The organism is Microbacterium sp. NPDC077391 (assembly GCF_040686955.1).
In the GTDB taxonomy this organism is placed as follows: Bacteria; Actinomycetota; Actinomycetes; order Actinomycetales; family Microbacteriaceae; genus Microbacterium; species Microbacterium commune.
Genome location: NZ_JBFBMI010000002.1, coordinates 424,288 through 441,034, shown reverse-complemented (window position 1 = coordinate 441,034; position 16,747 = coordinate 424,288). Strand labels below are relative to the sequence as shown.

Here is a 16,747-nt window from a genome sequence, read left to right as displayed (position 1 = left end):
GATGAGCCGGATGACGATGGGCAAGGCGCTGAACGCGGGCCTGCGGCAGGCGATGCTCGACGACGAGAAGGTCGTGCTGATGGGCGAGGACATCGGCACGCTGGGCGGTGTGTTCCGCATCACCGACGGGCTGAAGGACGAGTTCGGCGCGAAGCGGGTCATCGACACGCCGCTCGCGGAGTCGGGCATCGTCGGAACCGCGGTCGGGCTCGCGTTCCGCGGCTACCGTCCGGTGGTCGAGATCCAGTTCGACGGATTCATCTACCCCGCGTTCGACCAGATCGTCTCGCAGGTCGCGAAGCTGCACTACCGCACCCAGGGCCGGGTGAAGATGCCGATCACGATCCGCGTGCCCTGGGCGGGCGGCATCGGCGCGGCCGAGCACCATTCGGAGTCTCCCGAGGCGTACTTCGTGCACACCGCAGGACTGCGGGTGATCGCGGTCTCCGACCCGCAGGACGCGTACCGCTGCCTGCGGCAGGCGATCGCCTGCGACGATCCGGTGCTGTTCTTCGAACCGAAGCGGCTGTACCACCACAAGGGCGAGGTCGACCTCACCGCACCGCTCGCCGACGCTCCTCCGATGGGTCTGGCTCGCGTCGTGCGTCACGGAACGGATGCCACGATCATCACCTACGGCGCGATGGTGGGCACCGCCCTCGACGCGGCCGCCGCAGCGGAGGACGAGGGTGTGTCGCTCGAGGTCATCGACCTGCGCTCGCTCTCGCCCGTCGACTACGAGACGGTCTGCGCTTCCGTGCGGCGCACGGGTCGCGTGGTGGTGGCGCACGAGGCATCCCGTGAGGCGGGTGTGGCCGCGGAGGTCATCGCGAGCATCACGGAGTACTGCTTCGAGTACCTCGAGGCGGCACCCGTGCGCGTCACGGGGCACGACATCCCCTATCCGCCCGCGAAGCTCGAGCAGTTCCACCTGCCCGACCTGGACCGCATCCTCGACGCCGTCGACCGCGTGCTCGATCGTCCGCACAGCCTGAGCGCAGCCGACGCGAAGGGAGACGAGCGATGAACGCCGAATTCCGCCTGCCCGACCTGGGCGAAGGGCTGACCGAGGCCGAGGTGGTGCAGTGGCTCGTGCAGCCGGGTGACGCCGTCGCGCTGAATCAGACACTCGCCGAGGTCGAGACCGCCAAGGCCGTCGTCGAGCTGCCCTCGCCGTACGAGGGCACCGTCGCCACGCTGCACGCCGCCGCGGGCGACACCGTCGCGGTCGGCGCCCCGCTGATCGCCTTCGACGTCGCCGGCGAAGAGCCCCGGACGCCCGCGGCGCCCGCCGAAGCCGCTGCTCAGGAGAAGGCGCAGCCCAACCTGGTGGGATACGGCGCAGCTCCGGCATCCGGGCAGCGTCCGGCCAGACGGGCTCGCAGAGGCGGAGCGACTCCCGCGGCCGCGGCCGACGCCGACGTGCTCGTGGCCGCCCCGCACGATGTGCTTCCGCCGAGCGTCGCCGAGCCGGTGGTGGGGGAGCGGCCCCGTTCGACTCCTCCCGTGCGCGCCCACGCGAAGCGTCTCGGCGTCGATCTCGCGCTCGTCGCCGCCGAGATCGGCGACCGGGTCATCACCCGTGCGGACGTGGATGCCTATGCCGAGCGGACCGGTGCGACCGGTGCGATCGCCGTCGAGACGGCGCCCGTCTTCTCGCCTGCACCGCCCGCTGCGGCGTCGGGGGAGCGGGCCCAGACCCGGATCCCGATCAAGGGTGTGCGCAAGCACACCGCTCAGGCGATGGTGCACAGCGCGTTCACGGCTCCGCACGTCACCACCTTCCACACCGTCGACGTCACGGCGACGATGGAGCTGATCGACCAGCTGAAGGGCGACAGGTCGCTCGCCGAGCACCGCATCGGGCCGCTCGTGGTGATCGCGAAGGCGGTGGCTCTCGCCCTCGGGCGCAACCCGTCGCTGAACGCGACGTGGGATGAGGCCGCCGGTGAGATCGTGCACAATCACTTCGTCGACCTCGGCATCGCCGCAGCGACCGAGCGAGGCCTGATCGTGCCCATCATCCGCGACGCCGAGCGGCTCTCGCTCACCGGAATGGCCGACGCCCTCGCCCAGCTCACGCAGACGGCACGAGCCGGCCGGACCAGCCCGGCCGAACTCGCCGGCGGCACCTTCTCGATCACCAACATCGGCGTCTTCGGCATCGATGCGGGCACGCCGATCCTCCCGCCAGGCCAGTCCGGGATCCTCGCCGTGGGCGCGGTGCGCCGTCAGCCGTGGGAGCACCGTGGCGAGATCGCCCTGCGTCAGATGATGACGCTGAGCCTGTCGTTCGACCACCGACTCGTCGACGGGGCCGAGGGTGCGCGCTTCCTCAAGGACGTCGCCGACTTCCTCGAGCAGCCGGGCAGGGCTCTGCTGTACTGACGCATCGAGCGGGGCCTGCTCCGTCGGCGCGAGACGGCCACGCGCGCGCGGTCAGTCCGCGCCGGCGGTGAGGGCGGCCAACGCCATCGAGGCGAGCACGCGCGCGGTGTCGGCGTGCTCGCGCAGGGCGGCCGAGGTGCTGTGCGGGGTGGAGTTCAGCAGCCCGAAGCACGCCTGCACGCGCAGACGCAGCTGGTCCCGCTCGCCCGCGACGAGAGAGCCGAGCGCATCGATCCACAGCCCGATGTACGCCCGCTGCAGCCGCCGCACGTCCGACTGCGACTCCTCGGACAGGTGCGAGAGGTCGCGGTCCTGCACGCGGATGACGGCGGCGTTGCGCAGCGCGAAGTCGACGTGGAAGTCCACGAGCATCGCCATGCGCGTGCGTTCGTCGGTCGGGTCCCGCACGACAGCCGTGCCACCGGCGACGAGGTCTTCGCTCACGCCGATGAGCAGGGCGCCCAGGAGCGCCTGCTTGCCCGCGAAGTGACGGTACACGGCAGGGCCCGAGACGCCCACGGCGGCGCCGATGTCTTCCAGACTGACGCACGAGTACCCCCGTGCGCCGAACAGCTCGGCAGCCGCGACGAGGATCGCATCGGTGCGCTCGGCTTTGGCGCGGTTGCGCGGCGTGACGGCCGTTGTCATTTCGGTTAATCCTCGCTAACCTGAATTGCCGGGGTTAGTGAACACTAACCTGTCTGGCGCATTTTTTCCGCAACGGTCAAGGAGGACCCGCGATGCCGGTCACCCAGCAGGCTCTCGCCGAAGAGCTGCGCAAGCGCCTCGCCGCCGCGGCGCTCGGCGGTCCGCAGCGCTCCCGCGAACGGCATGTCGCTCGAGGCAAGATGCTGCCGCGTGATCGCGTCGATCGGCTGCTCGACGAGGGCAGCCCCTTCATCGAGGTCGCCCCTCTGGCTGCGCACGGACTGTACGGTGACGAGGCGCCGGGGGCCGGGGTGATCGCCGGCATCGGGCTCGTGCACGGGCGGCACGTGATGGTGGTCTGCAACGACGCGACCGTCAAGGGCGGCACCTACTTCCCGATGACGGTGAAGAAGCACCTGCGTGCTCAGGAGATCGCACTCGAGAATCGCCTGCCGTGCCTCTACCTGGTCGACTCGGGCGGAGCCTTCCTTCCAAGACAGGACGAGGTGTTCCCCGACCGCGACCATTTCGGACGCATCTTCTTCAACCAGGCGCGCATGTCCGCCGCCGGCATCCCGCAGCTGGCGGCGGTGCTGGGCTCGTGCACCGCGGGCGGCGCGTACGTGCCCGCCATGAGCGACCAGACCGTGATCGTGCGGGGCCAGGGCACCATCTTCCTCGGCGGTCCGCCGCTGGTGAAGGCCGCGATCGGCGAGATCGTCACGGCGGAGGAGCTGGGCGGGGGAGAGCTGCACGCCCGTCGATCCGGGGTCGTCGACCACCTGGCCGACGACGACGAGCACGCCATCGAGATCCTCCGTGACATCGTCGCCACCCTGCCTCAGCCGGCGCAGCCGGCCTGGCAGGTCGAGCCGAGCATCGCTCCGGCGGAGACCGGAAGCCTCTACGACGTCGTGCCCGTCGACGTCAACGCCGCCTACGACGTGCACGAGGTCATCGACCGGCTCGTCGACGCCGACAGCGTCAGCGAGTTCAAGCCCGAGTACGGCACGACCCTGGTCACCGCGTTCGCCCGGCTGCACGGCCACCCCGTCGGCATCATCGCGAACAACGGTGTGCTGTTCAGCGAATCCGCGCAGAAGGGCGCGCACTTCATCGAGCTCTGCGATCAGCGCGGCATCCCCCTGCTGTTCCTGCAGAACATCACGGGGTTCATGGTCGGCACGGACGCGGAGGCAGGGGGAATAGCGAAGGACGGGGCGAAGATGGTGACCGCGGTCGCCACCACCCGCGTGCCGAAGCTGACCGTCATCATCGGCGGCTCATTCGGGGCCGGCAACTACTCCATGTGCGGCCGGGCGTACGCGCCGCGGTTCCTGTGGAGCTGGCCGTCCAGCCGCATCTCGGTGATGGGCGGTGCGCAGGCGGCATCCGTCCTCGCCACGGTGAAGGAGGATCAGCTCGCCGCGGCCGGGACACCGTGGACCCCCGAGCAGCGGGCCGACTTCGAGATGCCCGTCCGCAGCCAGTACGAGGCCCAGGGCGAGCCCTACTACGCCACAGCGCGGCTGTGGGACGACGGGATCGTCGATCCCGACCAGACCCGCGACCTGCTCGGACTCGCGCTCGACGTCGTCTCCCGCACGCCCCTGCCCGCCCCGCGCTTCGGCCTCTTCCGGATGTGATCGCCATGACCATCGACACCGTCCTCGTCGCCAACCGTGGCGAGATCGCCCGCCGCATCATCCGCACTCTGCGCGAGCTCGGAATGCGCAGCGTCGCCGTGTACAGCGACGCCGACGCGCACGCACCGCACGTGCAGGAGGCCGACCAGGCCGTGCACATCGGCGGCTCCGCCGCGTCGGACTCGTACCTGAACGTCGCCGCCATCATGGCCGCCGCGGCGGCATCCGGGGCCCAGGCCATCCACCCCGGGTACGGCTTCCTCTCCGAGAGCGTTCAGCTGGCCCGCGCATGCGCCGCCGCCGGTGTGATCTTCGTCGGCCCCGGCGAGCGCGCGCTCGAGATCATGGGCGACAAGGCGACCGCGCGCGACCACGTCGCGCTCCACGGCGTGCCCGTGGTTCCGGGGTTCACCGCCGCGGGCATGGATGACGACGAGATCCGGGCTCGCGCCGACGAGGTCGGCTATCCGCTGCTCGTGAAGCCCAGTGCGGGCGGCGGCGGCAAGGGGATGGAGATCGTCCGCTCGGGCGACGAGCTCGCCGGAGCGCTCGCGACCGCGCGCCGCGTGGCGACCGCGGCTTTCGGCGACGACGCGATGGTGCTCGAGCGCCTCGTGCAGCGACCACGGCATATCGAGGTGCAGGTCTTCGGCGACACGCACGGCACGGTCATCGCCCTGGGCGAGCGCGAATGCACGCTGCAGCGGCGCCATCAGAAGGTCATCGAGGAGGCGCCGGCCGCCACCCTCCCCGACGCCGTGCGCCGTCGCCTGCTCGACGCTGCGGTGGCCGCGGCGACGAGCGTCGAGTACGTCGGCGCGGGCACGGTGGAGTTCCTCGTCGAGGCGGATGCCGTGGACGACGTGTTCTTCATCGAGATGAACACCCGTCTCCAGGTCGAGCATCCCGTCACCGAGGAGGTGACCGGCCTCGACCTGGTCGCCCTGCAGCTGCACATCGCCGCCGGAGGCGCGATCGAGGCGCCCCCGGCCGTGCGCGGTCACGCCGTCGAGGCGAGGGTGTACGCGGAATCGCCCGAGAGAGGGTTCCTGCCGTCCACCGGACGCGTCCTGCTGTTCGATCCTCCGCGCGATGTGCGCGTGGATGCCGCGATCGAGACCGGTTCGGAGATCAGCGGCTTCTACGATCCGATGATCGCGAAGGTCATCGCGTACGGTGCTGACCGGTTGACCGCGCTGCGTCGTCTGGACGCCGCGCTGGCCCGCACGGTCGTCCTTGGCGTCGAGACGAACATCGCATTCCTGCGCGCTCTGATCCGCGACGACCGGGTGCGTCGCGGCGACCTCGACACGGGTCTGATCGAGACGATGCTGCCGTTCACCGCTCCGCAGCCGACACCCGCGATGCTCGCGGCTGCCGCGCAGGCCGCCCCGCTCGGCCGTCGTCCCTCCGCCGCCGACATCTGGCACGAGCTGCCGGGCTGGCGCATCGGAGGCTCGGCGGCGCCGCCGCCGATCGCGTTCGTCACCGATGACGACACCATCGTCGAGGCGCCGACAGCGTACGCGCACGGCATCCCGACGGCCGTCGACGATGACGGCGCCGTCTGGGTCTTCGCCGACGGCATGACGACGCGCCTGCGTCCGCTCTCGCGTCGGGAGCGCATGCGACGCCGTCTCGCCGAGCGCGAACGCGCATCAGCGCCCAGCCGGCCCGAGGGCCGGGCACCGATGCCCGGCAGCATCGTGGCGGTCCACGTCGCGGACGGCGACATGGTGCGAGCGGGAGACCCGCTCGTCTCCATCGAGGCGATGAAGATGGAGCATCCGGTGCTCGCGCCCCACGACGGCACGGTGCACCTGCTGGTCGCCCTCGGCGATCAGGTGCGACGGGACCAGCCCGTGGCACGAGTCAGCGAACAGGAGACAGCATGAGCGCCCAGACCGAACTGACCGGTGTCGACCTCACCGAGGAGCAGCGCGAGCTCGCCGCGATGGTGCGCGAATTCGCGGAGGGGGTCGTCGCGCCGCAGGCGTACGAGGCCGATCGCACGCACACCCTGAACCTCGACGTCGTACGGCAGATGGGGGAGATGGGACTCTTCGGTCTGCCGTTCTCGGAGGAGTACGGCGGTCAGGGCGGCGACTACCTGGCGCTCGGCCTCGCGATCGAGGGCATCGCCCGTGTCGACCAGTCGCTGGCGATCACCCTCGAGGCCGGCGTCAGCCTGGGGGCCATGCCCGTCTACCGCTTCGGCACCGAGGCGCAGAAGCAGGAGCACTTGCCCGCGCTGCTGGCGGGCGAGGCGCTGGCGGGCTTCGGTCTCACCGAGCCGGAGGCGGGCAGCGATGCGGGTGCCACCCGCACGACGGCGCGTCTCGACGGCGGCGAGTGGGTGCTCAACGGCAGCAAGCAGTTCATCACCAACTCCGGCACCGACATCACCCGTTTCGTCACGATGACCGCCGTCACCGGCACCGTGCCACGCGCCGACGGCGGCGAGCGCAAGGAGATCTCGACGATCATCGTCCCGAACGGCACCCCGGGGTTCACCGTCGAACCGGCGTACGACAAGGTCGGCTGGAACGCATCCGACACGCATCCGCTCACCCTGGACGACGTGCGCGTGCCCGCGGAGAATCTGCTCGGCGAGCGCGGCCAGGGGTTCCGCAACTTCCTCAGCATCCTCGACGAGGGACGCATCGCGATCGCGGCTCTCGCGACGGGTGCGGCCGAGGGATGCCTGGAGGCCGCCGTCGACTACGCCAGCAAGCGCACGGTGTTCGGCGCGGCCCTCAGCACGAGGCAGAACGCCCAGTTCACGCTGGCTCGCATGCGCGCCCGCGTGCACACCGCACGACTCGCCTGGCATCACGCCGCACGCCTGCGCGACGCGGGCCGCCCGTTCGCCGAGGAGGCGGCGATCGCCAAGCTCGTCTCGGGCGAGGCCGCGATGGACAACGCGCGCGACGCGACGCAGATCTTCGGCGGCAACGGCTTCATGAACGAGTACTCCGTCGCGCGGCACTACCGCGACTCGAAGATCCTCGAGATCGGCGAGGGCACCACCGAGGTGCAGCTGCTCGTCATCGCCCGCTCGCTCGGCCTGGTCGGATAGCGTGCGAGCATGACCGATATCGTCCAGCGCGGCCTGTACTTCGAGGAGTTCGAGGTCGGCGCGCGTTATCTGCACCGGCCGGGTCGCACGGCGACCGAAGCCGACAACGTGCTCTTCACCACCCTCACCATGAACACGCAGGCGCTGCATCTGGACGCTGCGTTCGCCGATGCGCAGCAGCCGTTCGGCCAGCGTCTGATGAACTCGATGTGGACCCTGTCGACGATGGTGGGCGCGTCGGTGGCGCAGCTGACCCAGGGCACGCTGGTCGCGCAGCTGGGATTGGGAGACATCTCCTTCCCGCATCCCCTGTTCCACGGCGAAACGCTGTACACCGAGAGCGTGATCGTCGACAAGCGACTCTCGGCATCCCGTCCCGGTCAGGGCATCTGCACGATCGAGCACACCGGGCGCAACCAGGACGGCGTCGTCGTGGCGACGGCGACACGTACCGCTCTGATGCTGTGTCTGCCGGAGGGCGAGCGATGACCCTCGACATGGGCCCTGCGCTGCTGTTCTGCCCCGCCGACCGCCCCGAGCGGTTCGCGGGGGCGCTGCAGAAGGCGGATGCCGTGATCCTCGATCTCGAGGATGCGGTGCTTCCCGATGCCAAGGCGCAGGCGCGGGAGAACATCGTCGCCGCCGACCTCGACCCCGGTCGCGTCATCGTGCGTGTGAACGCACCCGAGACCGCGGAGTTCGCCCGCGACGTCGGTGCGCTGCGACGCACGCCGTTTCGCACGGTGATGGTGGCCAAGAGCGACGACCCGGCGGCGTTCGATGCGTTCGGCGCCGAGTTCGGGCTGATCGCCCTGTGCGAGACCGCCCGTGGGGTGCACCGCGCCGGCGAGATCGCCGCCCACGAGCGCGTCGTCGGCCTGATGTGGGGCGCCGAAGACCTGGTGGCCTCGCTCGGCGGCTTGTCGAGCCGCTTCTCCGACGGGCGCTACCGCGACGTCGCCCGCGCCGCCCGGTCTCAGATCCTGCTCGCGGCGGGGGCGTACGGCCGCGCGGCCGTCGACGCGGTGCACCTCGACATCGACGATGTCGACGGTCTGGCCGCCGAGGCCGCGGATGCCGTGGCATCCGGGTTCGGGGCGACCGCGTGCATCCACCCGAAGCAGGTCCCGGTGATCCGCGACGCATACCGGCCCGACCACGCGACGATCGCCTGGGCGGAGGCCGTGCTCGCCGCCGCCGAGGGGGAGCGGGGGGTGTTCCGCTTCGAGGGGCGGATGATCGACGAGCCCGTGCTGCGGCACGCCAGAGCCGTCATCGAGAGGCGCTGAACTCAGACCGGGATCGTCTCGAGCAGGCGCAGCGTGCCGGGCTCGGCGACGAAGCGGTGCACCGAGCCGTTGTGCAGGGAATCGCCCACCCGGGGCAGCGACCCGCCAGACACGTGCATGAGCAGCGAGCGGATGACTCCGCCGTGGCTGACCACGATGATCGACTCCGCGCGCGGTGCCGACCGTCGACGCGAGGCGCGGACGATCCGCTCGAGCGAATCCAGCGCGCGCTCACGCACCTCCTCGAGGGTCTCCGCCCCGGGGACGGCCGAGGTCCAGTCGCCCCACGTCTTCAGGTAGTCCTCGACGAGCATGCCCTCGCCGTCGCCGAAGGTGCGCTCGCGCAGCCCGCGAGTGAGCGCAGGCGAGCCGAGGCCGAGCTCGTCGGCGATGATCTCAGCCGTCTGCTGCGCGCGCACCAGCGGACTCGCATAGATCGCGTCGTACCGCTCGTCGGCGAGGGCGGCGGCAGCTCTGCGGGCATCGTCGCGCCCGGTCTCGTTGAGCGGGATGTCGGTCGTGCCCTGGATGCGGCGAGCGAGGTTCCAGTCGGTCTGTCCGTGGCGTACGAGTGTCAGCAGGGTCACCACTCGAGCCTAGGCGACGCTCCGATGCGCACCGCTCAGAGAGCTCCGAGACGGGCGGCGAGCGCGGTGAGCACCTCGGTCGTGCCGCCCTCGATGACCTCGTCGGCCCAGGCATCCGCCCTCGTCGGCTCGTGGTTGACGATCACGATCGGCATGTCGCGCCGTCGTGCGCGCTCGATCACGCGGATGCCGGAGTTCACCGTGAGAGATGTGCCTGCCACGACGAGCGCGGCCGAGGCGTGCACGAGCGATTCCGCGAGCGCGAAGCGCGCGGTCGGCACGAACTCGCCGAAGTACACCACGTCCGGCTTCAGCATTCCGCCGCAGATCTCGCAGGTGGGGATGACGAATCCTGCTGTGCTCTCCGGCGACACGTCGCCGTCGGGGTTCAGCACGATGTTCTCAGGAACGAGGACCCACGGGTTGAGCTGTTCGATGCGCTCGGCGATCGCCCGGCGGTCGTACACCTGCCCGCAGTGCAGGCAGAGCGTACGGTGCATGGTGCCGTGCAGCTCGATCACGCGGCGGCTGCCGGCGCGCAGGTGCAGTCCGTCGACGTTCTGGGTGACGACCCCGGTCGCCGCGCCAGCGCGCTCCAGCGCCGCGAGGGCACGGTGGCCACCGTTCGGGTCGGGCGCCGTGAAGGCACGATAGCCGAGATGACCGCCGAGCCAGTACCGCCGACGCGCGGCCTCATCGGAGAGATACGTCCGGATGGTCATCGGGGTCGAGCGCGGTGGTGCGCCCGCGCCGCGGTACGCGGGAATGCCGGAATCGGTCGAGACGCCCGCGCCGGTCAGCACGGCGAACGGCCGGTCCTGCAGCAGCCCGACCGTGCGCTCGACGGCGTCGGAGGCGGTGTCCGAGAGCTCGAGCGACTGCACCCCGAAAGTCTATGCGGAGGACGGCGCGTCGGGTCCGTCTCGACCTGACAGCATGGACGGATGCAGCTGCATCACCTCCGCGACGCGCACGACCCGGTGCTCGACGACTACCGCTCGCTCACCGACACGGCCCTGCGCCGGGTGCGTGAGCCGGCCGGCGGACTGTACATCGCCGAATCGGCGAAGGTCATCGAGCGCGCTCTGCAGGCGGGGCACCGCCCCCGGTCGGTGCTGACGCAGCAGAAGTGGACGGACGCCGTCGCCGAACTGCTCGGGCAGCGCGACGTGCCCGTGTACGTCGTGACCGACGAGGTCGCCGAGCTGCTCACCGGATTCGCGGTGCACCGTGGGGTCATGGCGGCCATGCACCGGCCCGAGCCGGCACGCCTGCAGCACCTGCTGTCGCAGATCGACACGGAGCGCCCGCGGATCGCCGTCCTGGAGGGGCTCACCGACCACACCAACGTCGGGGCGATCTTCCGATCCGCCGCGGCACTCGGCGTCGACGCGGTGCTCGTCAGCCCCACCTGCGCCGACCCGCTCTATCGCCGTGCGGTGCGCGTGTCGATGGGCACCGTGTTCCAGGTGCCGTGGACGCGGATCGACCGCTGGCCCGCCGGCATCGACGACCTGCGCTCAGCCGGGTACCTCGTCGCCGGGATGACCCTGGGACACGGCGCGATCACGCTCGACGATCTCGTGGCGCAGTCACCCGAGCGGCTCGCGCTGATCTTCGGCACCGAGGGCGACGGCATCCGGCCCGAGACCGACCGTCTGCTGGATCGACGGGTGACGATCCCGATGATGGGAGGGGTGGACTCGCTCAACGTCGCAGCGGCGTCGGCGGTGGCGTTCTACGCGACGCGCTGAGCAGCGGACCCGCCCTCAGTCGAGGTCGCGGCGCAGGTACGGCATCGCGTCGGGACGCTTCGCGGCGATGGTGTCTCCAGACGACTGGTGCCGCAGACGCCGCAGCACCCACGGCACGAGGTGCTCGCGTGCCCAGCCGATGTCTTCGGTGCGCGCCTCGCGCCAGGTGCGCACCGGCATCGGATCCGGCTGCATCGGCTGCAGGGCGTTCGGCACGTTCAGCGCACGCAGCACCATGCGCGCGACCTCGTGATGGCCGAGCGCGTTCAGGTGCAGCCGGTCGTCGGCGAAGAACCGGGTGTCCTGGATCACCTTCAGCGCCCACTGATCGGCCACGATGCAGTCGTGGCGCTCGGCGATCGAGCGCACGTTCTCGTTGTAGATCGCGACCTTGCCGCGGAACGGCCGGAACACGGGTGTGAAGTGCGTGTCGATGCCGGTGAACAGCACGACAGCGGCGCCGGTGGAGGCCAGGCGCTCGACGGCCCGTTCGAGCTGAGCGGCGATGTCATCGGGGTCGGTGCGCGGACGGATCACGTCGTTTCCTCCGGCGCAGATCGACACGAGGTCGGGCTTCAGGGCGACAGCCGGCTCGATCTGCTCCGCGGCGATCTGGGCGATGAGCTTGCCGCGCACAGCGAGGTTCGCGTACGCGAAGTCGTCGACGTCCTGGGACAGCACCTCCGCGACCCGATCGGCCCAGCCCCGGTGACCGCCCGGCGCGCGGTGGTCCGGATCGCCGATGCCCTCGGTGAACGAGTCGCCGACCGCGACGAATCGTCGCCACGGATGCGGACCCTCGTTGGCGACGTACGGGGTGCGCGTCGAATCCTGATCGAGCATCGTCCCTCCTTCGACAGGAAGTGCCGGGGGCGCCCCGAGCACAGCATCCGAGCCTACCCCCGGCCTCGAACCGAACTGTCGGCGGGCTGGATTATCGTAGATGCGATGCTCTCTCCGTCCTTTCCTCAGCGCGCGCCGTGGGGTACCGCCGACAAGCTGAGAGCATGGCAGCGCGAGGCGCTCGAGCAGTACTTCCAGGCCGATCAGCGCGATTTTCTCGTCGCCGCGACCCCCGGCGCCGGAAAGACCACCTTCGCCCTGACGCTGGCGGTCGAGCTGCTGCGCATGGGCGAGGTGAACCGGATCATCGTCGTCGCGCCCACCGAGCACCTGAAGACGCAGTGGGCTGATGCCGCCGCACGGGTGCACATCCGCCTCGACCCGCGATTCCGCAACAGTCATTGGGCGCCGTCACGGCAGTACCACGGAGTGGTCGTGACCTATGCGCAGGTCGCCGCGAAGTCGTCGGTGCACCGCCATCTGACCGAAGACGCGAACACGCTCGTGATCCTCGACGAGGTGCACCACGGCGGTGACGCGCTGAGCTGGGGCGACGCGATCCGCGACGCCTACGGTCCGGCGAAGCGGCGGCTGCTGCTCTCGGGCACGCCCTTCCGCAGCGACACCGCGCCGATCCCGTTCGTCGAGTACCTGCCCGACGAATCGGGAGCACGGGTCTCCAGCACCGACTACGCCTACGGCTACGGGCGCGCCCTGGAAGACGGCGTCGTGCGCCCCGTGCTCTTCCACATGTATTCCGGGAAGATGCGCTGGCGCACGAGCGCCGGCGACGAGCTCGAGGCGCACCTCGGCCAGGACAACACCAAGGACGTCACCTCGCAGGCCTGGCGCACGGCGCTGGACCCGGAGGGGGAGTGGATGCCCGCGGTGCTGCGCGCCGCCGACCGGCGCCTCTCCGAGATCCGCCACCACGTTCCCGACGCCGGCGGGCTGGTGCTCGCCACGGACCAGACCGTGGCCCGCGCCTACGCGAAGATCCTGCACAGCATCACCGGGCAGCAGCCCACCGTCGTGCTCAGCGACGACGCATCGGCGTCGGAGCGGATCGAGCGCTTCAGCGCCGACGACCGGCGGTGGATGGTCGCGGTGCGCATGGTGTCGGAGGGTGTGGACGTGCCCCGACTCGCGGTGGGCGTGTACGCGACCTCATCCTCGACGCCGCTGTTCTTCGCGCAGGCGATCGGGCGCTTCGTGCGCGCCCGCCGGCGTGGTGAGGCGGCGAGCGTGTTCCTGCCGAACGTCCCCGTGCTGATGACGCTCGCGAACGAGATGGAGAAGCAGCGCGATCACGCGTTGGACCGTCAGACCAAGGACGACGACGGCCTCGAGGACTCGCTCCTGGAGAGCGCCAATCGCGAGGACGATGCGTCGGATGCCCTGACGCAGGAGTTCAGCTACCAGGCGATCTCCTCGCTCGCGCACTTCGACCGCGTCGTCTTCGACGGCAAGGACTTCGGCCAGCTGGCCGAACCCGGCACCCCGGAGGAGGAGGAGTTCATCGGGCTTCCTGGGCTGCTCGAGCCCGAGCACGTGCACGACCTCCTCATGCAGCGTCAGGCTCGGCAAAGCAAGCTGCGCCAGGCGCGTGAGGCGGCGGCTCCTCCCGAGCAGGAGTCGACCCTGCCGGCGCCGCTGCACCGCACCCTGCGCGAGCAGCGGCAGCTGCTCAACAGCCTGGTCGGACTGTACGCCAGGCAGACCGGCGAGCCGCACGGTGCGGTGCATGCCGAGCTGCGGCGCGTGTGCGGCGGACCCGCCGTCGCGCAGGCGACCGTCACTCAGCTGCAGTCACGGATCGACGTGCTGCGCAAGCGCGTGCGCTCCTGAGCGGCCTGCGCTTCGGGCATCCGAAATCCTGTCAATCGCTGTCCTGACGCGGTTCCTGCGCGTGGCCGTCGATACCGTTGACTGTTCCCCACAGCACGGAGGATGCATGAACGCGCCCGCACAGCCCACCCCCGCCGATCGCCGGCAGTGGGCACGCTATCTGGTCGAAGAGCGCGCCGAAGGCGCCGTCTACACGAACCTCGCCGCACGTCGCCGCGGAGAGGAGCGCGAGATCCTGCTCTCGCTCGCCGACGCGGAGCGCCGTCACGAGCAGCACTGGCTCGACCTTCTCGGGGGAGAGCCGCAGAGGCTGCCGAGGGCCGGCCTGCGCTCGCGGATGCTCGGCTGGATGGCCTCGCGCTTCGGATCGATCTTCGTGCTCGCCCTCGCGCAGAGCGCGGAAGCCCGATCGCCGTACGACACCGAGAAGTTCGCGACGGCCGCGATGCGCGCCGACGAGAAGGTGCACCACGAGGTGGTCCGCGGGCTCGCCGCGCGCGGACGCCGACGACTGTCGGGCTCGTTCCGCGCGGCCGTGTTCGGCGCGAACGACGGTCTCGTCTCCAACCTCGCGCTGGTGCTCGGCATCGGCGCCACCGGCGTGAGCGGCCCGTTCGTGCTCTTCAGCGGAATCGCCGGACTCCTGGCGGGTGCCCTCTCGATGGGTGCCGGCGAGTTCGTCTCCGTCAGATCGCAGCGCGAGCTGCTGGCATCCACCGAGGAGAACAGCGATGCCGATGCGAACGCGGGCGACCTCGACATCGACGCGAACGAACTGGCCCTCGTCTACCGCGCGCGCGGCATGGGTCAGGACGAGTCGCTGATCCGCGCGCAGCGCGTCGTGCAGGCCGCGCAGGCGGGCATCCGCCGCGACTCGACAGGACCGATCGGAACGCACTCCGACCACGAGGTGATCGGCAGCGACTGGGCCGCGGCGATCTCGAGCTTCCTGCTGTTCTCCTCCGGGGCGATCATCCCCGTGCTGCCGTGGATCTTCGGCCTCAGCGGCACGACGGCGATCATCGTCGCCCTCGTGCTGGTCGGGATCGCCCTGCTCGCCACCGGCGCGATGGTGGGCATCCTCTCCGGCGGGCCGCCCCTCAAGCGCGCCCTGCGCCAGCTGGCGATCGGCGTGGGCGCGGCGGCGATCACCTACGCGCTGGGGCTCGTCTTCGGCGTCGGCGCGGTCTGAGTCGACCCTCGCGGGCCCTGCCGTCAACCCCCTCCCGCGCCGCCCGCTGATCGGGCTGACTGGGAGGTCCATCCCCGAAGCGAGGAGTTGAAGATGCCCCAGATCATCGAGACCGTCGACGTGAACGTCCCCGTGACCGTCGCCTACAACCAGTGGACGCAGTTCGAGAGCTTCCCGCACTTCCTCGACGAGGTCGTCTCGATCACCCAGATCGATGACACGCACAACCACTGGGTCGTCAAGGTCGGCGGTGCGCAGCGCGAGTTCGACGCCGAGATCACCGAGCAGCACCCCGATGAGCGCGTCGCCTGGCGCAGCGTGGGCGGCGAGACCGAGCACGCCGGTGTCGTCACCTTCCACAAGCTCGACGACCGCACCACGCGAGTGACCGCGCAGATCGACTGGGACCCGCAGGGTCTGCTCGAGAAGGTGGGCGCACTGGTCGGTGCCGGTTCGCACGCGGTCAAGAAGGATCTCGACAACTTCAAGAAGTTCATCGAGGGCCGGGGCGGCGAGACCGGCGCGTGGCGCGGCGACGTCGAAGCCTGAGCGTCGTTGCGAGTGTCGGTCGTCATCCCGGTGCGGGATGACGCGGAGCTGCTGACGCGCTGTCTCGACGCCCTGCGCGAGCAGACGCGACAGGCCGATGAGGTGATCGTCGTCGACAATGCATCCTCGGATGCGTCGGCGGCGATCGCCGCGTCCGCCGGCGCGCGTGTGGTGACGTGTCCCGAGATCGGCATCCCTGCCGCGGCTGCAGCCGGGTACGACGAAGCCGCCGGAGACCTCATCCTCCGCCTGGACGCCGACTGCGTGCCGCCGCCGACGTGGGTGCACGACGCGGTGGCATCGTTGTCCTCGACGGCGACCGTCGCGGCGACCGGCGGTGCGCGATTCATCGACGGACCGCGTGCCCTGCGCTGGACGGCGGAGGTCTACCTCGGCGCGTACACGGCCGCCGCCGGCGCGGCGCTCGGACATCGTCCGCTGTTCGGCTCGAGTCTGGCGATGCGGAAGGATGCCTGGCGCGCGGTCCGCGCCGACGTGCACCGCCACGATGCCGAGACCCACGACGACCTCGACCTGTCCTACCACCTCGGCGAGGTGGGGCGCATCGGTCGGATCAGGGGAGGACGGATGGGCATCTCGATGCGTCCGCTGTGGCGGGGTCGCGGCTTCCGCCGCCGGGTGAGGCGCGGATTCCGCACCGTGCGGATGCACTGGCCGGAGGACTTCCCGCCGTACCGCTGGCGGCGTCTGCGGGAGCGGAGCTGAGACGAAGAAGACCCGGATCCTCAGGACCCGGGTCTTCTTCGTTCTGTGCGCGAGGGGGGACTTGAACCCCCACGCCCTATGCGGGCACTAGCACCTCAAGCTAGCGCGTCTACCTATTCCGCCACCCGCGCAGATGTTCGCTGCCGAACGAAGATCGACTCTAGCACGCCCCGCGCACCTGTTCGAACCAGCCCGACT

Annotated in this window: 16 protein-coding genes and 1 tRNA gene; 12 read left to right on the top strand and 5 right to left on the bottom strand. The window is 70.5% G+C overall.

Translation table 11 applies throughout. The features are described from left to right. The first annotated feature begins 1 nt into the window (after window position 1). Together AB0O65_RS07405 and AB0O65_RS07400 are read left to right on the top strand one after the other, a co-directional pair. The gene (locus AB0O65_RS07405) at window positions 2-1,027 is read left to right on the top strand and encodes an alpha-ketoacid dehydrogenase subunit beta (RefSeq protein ID WP_225211369.1); all 1,026 of its coding nucleotides are present in this window, start codon (window positions 2-4) and stop codon (window positions 1,025-1,027) included. Continuing rightward, window positions 1,024-2,388 (top strand): dihydrolipoamide acetyltransferase family protein, encoded by a 1,365-nt coding sequence (locus AB0O65_RS07400; RefSeq protein ID WP_363383883.1) that lies wholly within the window; start codon window positions 1,024-1,026, stop codon window positions 2,386-2,388. Before AB0O65_RS07405 ends, AB0O65_RS07400 begins: the two co-directional genes overlap by 4 nt. Before the next feature lie 51 nt (window positions 2,389-2,439). Here AB0O65_RS07400 and AB0O65_RS07395 read toward each other — a convergent pair whose 3' ends face one another. After that, window positions 2,440-3,036, bottom strand: coding sequence for a TetR/AcrR family transcriptional regulator (locus AB0O65_RS07395; protein WP_313478791.1), 597 nt, complete (start codon window positions 3,034-3,036; stop codon window positions 2,440-2,442). 92 nt (window positions 3,037-3,128) lie between these two features. On the opposite strand from AB0O65_RS07395, the gene AB0O65_RS07390 reads away from it, so the two are divergent. Genes AB0O65_RS07390 through AB0O65_RS07370 form a run of 5 tightly spaced genes read left to right on the top strand, consistent with a single transcriptional unit; the run spans window position 3,129 to window position 9,050 of the window. Then, window positions 3,129-4,682 carry a carboxyl transferase domain-containing protein gene (locus AB0O65_RS07390; protein WP_071644413.1) on the top strand — a complete coding sequence of 518 codons (1,554 nt, stop codon included), beginning with the start codon at window positions 3,129-3,131 and terminating at the stop codon, window positions 4,680-4,682. 5 nt (window positions 4,683-4,687) lie between these two features. Then, window positions 4,688-6,577, top strand: coding sequence for a biotin carboxylase N-terminal domain-containing protein (locus AB0O65_RS07385; RefSeq protein ID WP_313478786.1), 1,890 nt, complete (start codon window positions 4,688-4,690; stop codon window positions 6,575-6,577). Continuing rightward, window positions 6,574-7,761: an acyl-CoA dehydrogenase family protein gene (locus AB0O65_RS07380; protein ID WP_191713048.1), complete on the top strand. Its 1,188-nt coding sequence runs from the start codon at window positions 6,574-6,576 to the stop codon at window positions 7,759-7,761. The genes AB0O65_RS07385 and AB0O65_RS07380 overlap by 4 nt, the downstream gene beginning before the upstream one ends. Before the next feature lie 9 nt (window positions 7,762-7,770). After that, the gene (locus AB0O65_RS07375) at window positions 7,771-8,250 is read left to right on the top strand and encodes a MaoC family dehydratase (protein WP_363383880.1); all 480 of its coding nucleotides are present in this window, start codon (window positions 7,771-7,773) and stop codon (window positions 8,248-8,250) included. Next, entirely contained in the window at window positions 8,247-9,050 is an 804-nt protein-coding gene (locus tag AB0O65_RS07370) for a CoA ester lyase (protein WP_363383878.1), read from the top strand. Before AB0O65_RS07375 ends, AB0O65_RS07370 begins: the two co-directional genes overlap by 4 nt. A 2-nt stretch (window positions 9,051-9,052) precedes the next feature. Here AB0O65_RS07370 and AB0O65_RS07365 read toward each other — a convergent pair whose 3' ends face one another. Continuing rightward, window positions 9,053-9,637 carry a histidine phosphatase family protein gene (locus tag AB0O65_RS07365; protein WP_071644419.1) on the bottom strand — a complete coding sequence of 195 codons (585 nt, stop codon included), beginning with the start codon at window positions 9,635-9,637 and terminating at the stop codon, window positions 9,053-9,055. Window positions 9,638-9,672: 35 nt separating this feature from the next. Next, the gene (locus AB0O65_RS07360) at window positions 9,673-10,521 is read right to left on the bottom strand and encodes a Sir2 family NAD-dependent protein deacetylase (protein WP_071644422.1); all 849 of its coding nucleotides are present in this window, start codon (window positions 10,519-10,521) and stop codon (window positions 9,673-9,675) included. A gap of 60 nt (window positions 10,522-10,581) precedes the next feature. Here AB0O65_RS07360 and AB0O65_RS07355 point away from each other — a divergent pair, with 60 nt between their 5' ends. Continuing rightward, entirely contained in the window at window positions 10,582-11,391 is an 810-nt protein-coding gene (locus AB0O65_RS07355) for an RNA methyltransferase (RefSeq protein WP_363383876.1), read from the top strand. Between the two features lie 15 nt (window positions 11,392-11,406). Here AB0O65_RS07355 and AB0O65_RS07350 read toward each other — a convergent pair whose 3' ends face one another. Further along, window positions 11,407-12,234: an SGNH/GDSL hydrolase family protein gene (locus AB0O65_RS07350; RefSeq protein ID WP_071644426.1), complete on the bottom strand. Its 828-nt coding sequence runs from the start codon at window positions 12,232-12,234 to the stop codon at window positions 11,407-11,409. A 105-nt stretch (window positions 12,235-12,339) separates the two neighbouring features. Here AB0O65_RS07350 and AB0O65_RS07345 point away from each other — a divergent pair, with 105 nt between their 5' ends. The 4 genes from AB0O65_RS07345 to AB0O65_RS07330 all read left to right on the top strand — a co-directional run bounded on the left by AB0O65_RS07345 (window position 12,340) and on the right by AB0O65_RS07330 (window position 16,549). Further along, the gene (locus AB0O65_RS07345; RefSeq protein WP_071644428.1) at window positions 12,340-14,082 is read left to right on the top strand and encodes a DEAD/DEAH box helicase; all 1,743 of its coding nucleotides are present in this window, start codon (window positions 12,340-12,342) and stop codon (window positions 14,080-14,082) included. A 106-nt stretch (window positions 14,083-14,188) separates the two neighbouring features. Continuing rightward, window positions 14,189-15,274 carry a VIT1/CCC1 family protein gene (locus AB0O65_RS07340; RefSeq protein WP_363383873.1) on the top strand — a complete coding sequence of 362 codons (1,086 nt, stop codon included), beginning with the start codon at window positions 14,189-14,191 and terminating at the stop codon, window positions 15,272-15,274. A gap of 93 nt (window positions 15,275-15,367) precedes the next feature. Then, a complete protein-coding gene (locus AB0O65_RS07335) occupies window positions 15,368-15,823 on the top strand; it encodes an SRPBCC family protein (protein ID WP_071644432.1) in 456 nt (151 codons plus the stop codon). 12 nt (window positions 15,824-15,835) lie between these two features. Further along, entirely contained in the window at window positions 15,836-16,549 is a 714-nt protein-coding gene (locus AB0O65_RS07330) for a glycosyltransferase family A protein (protein ID WP_363383871.1), read from the top strand. 46 nt (window positions 16,550-16,595) lie between these two features. Here the strand turns inward: AB0O65_RS07330 and AB0O65_RS07325 are convergent. Continuing rightward, window positions 16,596-16,680, bottom strand: a tRNA-Leu gene (locus AB0O65_RS07325). Window positions 16,681-16,747: the final 67 nt, after the last annotated feature.